This window comes from Dactylosporangium sp. NPDC000555 (assembly GCF_040300025.1).
GTDB lineage: Bacteria > Actinomycetota > Actinomycetes > Mycobacteriales > Micromonosporaceae > Dactylosporangium.
In genome coordinates this window covers 1-3,986 of sequence record NZ_JBEPDB010000182.1, presented here as the reverse complement: position 1 = coordinate 3,986, position 3,986 = coordinate 1, and the positions used below count along the sequence as shown (strand labels likewise).

At 67.5% G+C, this 3,986-nt stretch carries 3 protein-coding genes; 2 read left to right on the top strand and 1 reads right to left on the bottom strand.

The window, feature by feature from the left end; all coding sequences use genetic code 11:
- Positions 1-124 precede the first annotated feature (124 nt).
- Complete coding sequence (locus ABT297_RS42730; protein ID WP_350559855.1) at positions 125-991, bottom strand: glycosyltransferase family 2 protein; 867 nt, start codon at positions 989-991, stop codon at positions 125-127.
- A gap of 448 nt (positions 992-1,439) precedes the next feature.
- Between ABT297_RS42730 and ABT297_RS42725 the strand changes: the two genes are divergently transcribed.
- Positions 1,440-2,399, top strand: coding sequence for a GumC domain-containing protein (locus ABT297_RS42725; RefSeq protein ID WP_350559852.1), 960 nt, complete (start codon positions 1,440-1,442; stop codon positions 2,397-2,399).
- A 15-nt stretch (positions 2,400-2,414) separates the two neighbouring features.
- On the top strand, positions 2,415-3,797 hold the full coding sequence (locus ABT297_RS42720; RefSeq protein ID WP_350559849.1) for an O-antigen ligase family protein: 1,383 nt from the start codon (positions 2,415-2,417) through the stop codon (positions 3,795-3,797).
- Positions 3,798-3,986: the final 189 nt, after the last annotated feature.

Below are 3,986 nucleotides of genomic sequence, written 5' to 3'. Positions count from 1 at the left end.
CGAGGAACGCCGACTGCGCTTCATCGACGAGGTCTCCTGGCACCGCCGTATGCGGCCGGTGGTCGACGCGGCAGTCGGTTGACCTGTCGCGGCCGGACGGCCCCCGCGCACACCCCGGTGGGTGCTATCCGTGGCCCGGTCCTGCCTCAGGTCTCCCCCACCCGGACCGCACTGTCCACCCGCGTCGCCGACGCTTCGCATCGGCGAACAACCCCACCGCGACATAGCACAGCGAGGCCGGCCAGAGCCTTGGCGAACGGATGACCACATCGGTCAACCACGAGCCGGGTCGAGCCGCCGGGACCGAGTGCGCTGCCATCCCGAGGGAAGATCCAACCTCTCGGTACCATCGCCAGAACTCGTCGTTGCCCGCGCGTGCGCGCGCCACTCTCCGGACGAGATCGCCGAACGTCCGTGGTGCGACCACCCGGACCACCGCATCGATCTCTGTCCTCTCGTGGGAGTCCACGACCGAGTCGAGAAACATATCGTCGGCGATGATGTCCGGAAACTGATCGAAACGCTCGCAGGCCTCTTTCGACAGTGCGATCACACCGCGGCCGAACAGGCGTCCCACGAACACGGGCAGGCGCGAGTTGATGGCATAGTAGCTGCGGACCGGCCACGTGCTGCCGGACACGTCGACGGCACGGCCCGGCACCGCGGCCAGCGTTCCCGGCGTCGTCACGGCGTTTGCCAACGCGCGGATCAGCGCCGGCGACACCACGATGTCGGCATCGAGATAGATGCGCGGGTAGCTCGTCGCGATCACGTCTGCCGCATTGAGTGCGGCTGTCTTCGACGGCGTCGGAAGGTCCAGGACACGCACGCCGAACGAGCGTGCGACGGAAGCAGTGCCGTCCGTGCAGCCGTTCGCCGCGACGACGATTTCGATGTCGGGCCCGGAGTCAGGCGAGGCCGCCAACGCCTCCAGCGTTCGACCGAGGCCAGCTTCCTCGTTGTACGCCGGAATGATCACTGAGATCTGCATGTGTCCTGTCCACGTCTGCGCCGCTGGCCGAACGGGTCGATTCTCCGGCCAGGGTGACGGTCAGCGGAACGGCTCTGGTTCCTGAAAGTTTATCGGATTCTCGACACCGCCGAACGTCGGCATCATCGGTGCGCTCGCCGATGGCGTGGGTCGGCCGCGTCCGTCGCGACACGAACCTTGCCCGAAGCCCAGCGGCGGCGGACGCGGTCGTGTGACGCTGAACAGTCCATGGGTAACCGGCCGATCCGACGGAATTTTGTCGACAACCCGACATGATGCTGAGTCGCGGTGTTCGCCCAGCACACAGGCGATTCGCGGACTGGCCCCGAGCAGGTAGGGTATCCGGCGCGCGGCCCATTCCGTTCTTGCTGTCCGGCAGACGCATCACGACACTGAAGACGCCACCTCAGCGGGGGATGTGCCCGCCGCGGTCTTTGAGAGGACGACGTTGGACTTCTGGGACATCACGAAGCTGCTCGTGCGACGCTGGCAGGTGGCGTTGCCGACACTGCTGCTGTCCGTGGCCATCGCCGGCGTGACGGTCATCGCGGTGAAGCCCGACTACATCGGGACCGCCTATGTCCAGCTCGTGCCGCCGGCGGCGACCAAGAACACAACGCCGGAACAGCAGCTGACCTCCGCCGACCAGCGCAACCCGTGGCTCTCGCAGGGCCTGCAGACGCTGGGCAACGCCGCGATGGTCCAAGCGCTGGATCTCTCCGTGGTCCAGGAGTTCGAGCGGACCGGCTACGCGGATACCTACACGATCACCATGGGGCAGAACTCGCCGCTGGTCACCTTCGAGATCACCGGCAGCTCCGCCCGCCAGTCGCGCGACACCGCCGAGAGACTCGTCAAGATCTTCACCGACAGCGTGGCGAAGCTGCAGACCTCGCTCGGCGTCACCGAGAGCAACCTGATCACGGTCAAGCGGCTCGACCTCGGCGCCAACGTGAAGAAGTCGACGTCGAAGGTGAAGCGCGCGGTCGTCGCGGTCGCGGCGGCCGGAATTCTGCTCACCGCCGGCATCACCATCGGCGCCGACGCATGGTTGCGCCGCCGCAACGAACGTCGCCGCAGGCGACCCGACGAGGACGGCCTCGACTCCTCGGCCACGGCTCCACTGCCGCCGGGCGCCGCCACGCGCGGCAACCGGGGCGTCAACGGCGGGATCGGCACGCCGGGCGGCGCCCGGGAGGTGCCGATCGTTGCCGGCGCGGCGGCTGGGAAGGCGCCAGGTGACGGCGGGCTCACGGTTGAGTTCCAGCAGCCCGCCAACTGGGACGGCCGCGAGCACAACGCGAACGCCGACAAGACCCCGATCCCCGACGCCGACTCCACGGTCGTCCTTCCGCTGTCCGCCTTGCCACCGAAGCAGACGGCCAAGCCGCACGGCAAATCGAACTAGCGGCGCGATCCAACGGTGACCGCCTTTACTCCGCACCACTACGCCGATCTCGAACCATCGTTCGTATTCGGCCAGACCTACGTGACGCGCCGACGCGTGGGCCGCATCGACGCGGCGGCGCTCCTCAGCCTGGCCATGCTGTTGATCCTGCTCGTCCCGGCCCGGCTGATCCTGCCGGGCATGACGGACATCGGCCGGCCCGGCCTCGTCATGGGTCTGCTGCTGTTCACGTGGTGGGTGCTGGCCCGGTTCACCCCGACGCTGTCGATGACCGGGCCACAGCCGATGCGCTGGGCGCTGATGGCGTTCCTGGTCTCGGCGCTGGTCTCCTACGCCATTGGATTCATGCGCGGGCTCACCACGATGGAGCTGAACTCCGCGGACCGGATGATGCTGTACTACGGGGTCTTCTCCGGCATCCTGCTCACCGCGGCCGACGGCGTGCCGAACTGGATCCGGCTGCGTGGCGTGCTCAAGGTCCTGGTGATCTGCGGCGGGATCGTCGGCGCGATCGGCGTCGCCCAATACGTCACGAAGATCGACATCACGGAGTACATCGTGATCCCGGGCTTGGAAGCCAAGTGGGACGCGCTGGGCTTCGAGACGCGTGGCACCGGCGTCCGCGTGGCTTCCACAACCACGCACTACATCGAGCTGGCCGCGACCCTGTCGCTGATCCTGCCGTTCGCGCTGCACTTCGCGATACACGCGGGCACCCGTTGGCGCCGGCAGATCTCGGCGGTGGCCGCCCTGATCATCACCGCCGGCAACGCCGCCACGATCTCGCGCACCGGCATCCTCGGCATCGGCCTGATGCTGGTCGTGCTCGTGCCGATCTGGGCGTGGCGCACGCGGTACAACATCTTCGCCACCTTCGTGGTGCTCATCGTAGTCCTCGGCGGGATCAAGCCGGGCCTGCTGAACACCCTGACCGGGCTTTTCGACAATCCGTCGAACAACCCCGCCTTCACGGTCCGGGCTGCGCGCTACCCGGTGGTGTTCCACTACATCTCGCAGCGGCCGTGGTTCGGGCGTGGCACCGGCACATGGGTCGCCCCGCAGTACCTGATCCTCGACAACCAGTGGCTGGTCACGCTGATCGCCAACGGCTACATCGGTGCCGTGGCGCTCGCCGGGCTCCACCTGACCAGCGTCATCCTTGCCTTCCTGGCGTTCCGTCGCTCGACCACCCCGGAGGACAAGCACCTCTGCGCAGCGCTCATCTCGACGCAGCTGATCGCGGTCATCGTGGGCGGCACGTTCGACTCGCTGAGCTTCAGCACGTACACGATGGTCCTGGCGCTGAGCTGCGGCATGTGCGGCACGGTCTGGCGGCTCACCCACCCGGCGCGCACCGTGCGCACCTCGACCACCCGATGGTTCCTCGACAACAAGTAAGGGGCATCCGGCCTGGTTCAAGGCAAAAGGGCCGCTACCTGGGTAGCGGCCCTTTTACGCGGTGGGCGGGGCCGCCGGCAATGGGCGAGCCTCGCGGTTTGGAAGTGTCAGCTGACCGCTGCGTCGACGACCGGGCCCATACGGCTTTGCCAGGAGGCCTCGTCGATGAAGCGCAGTCGGCGTTCCTCA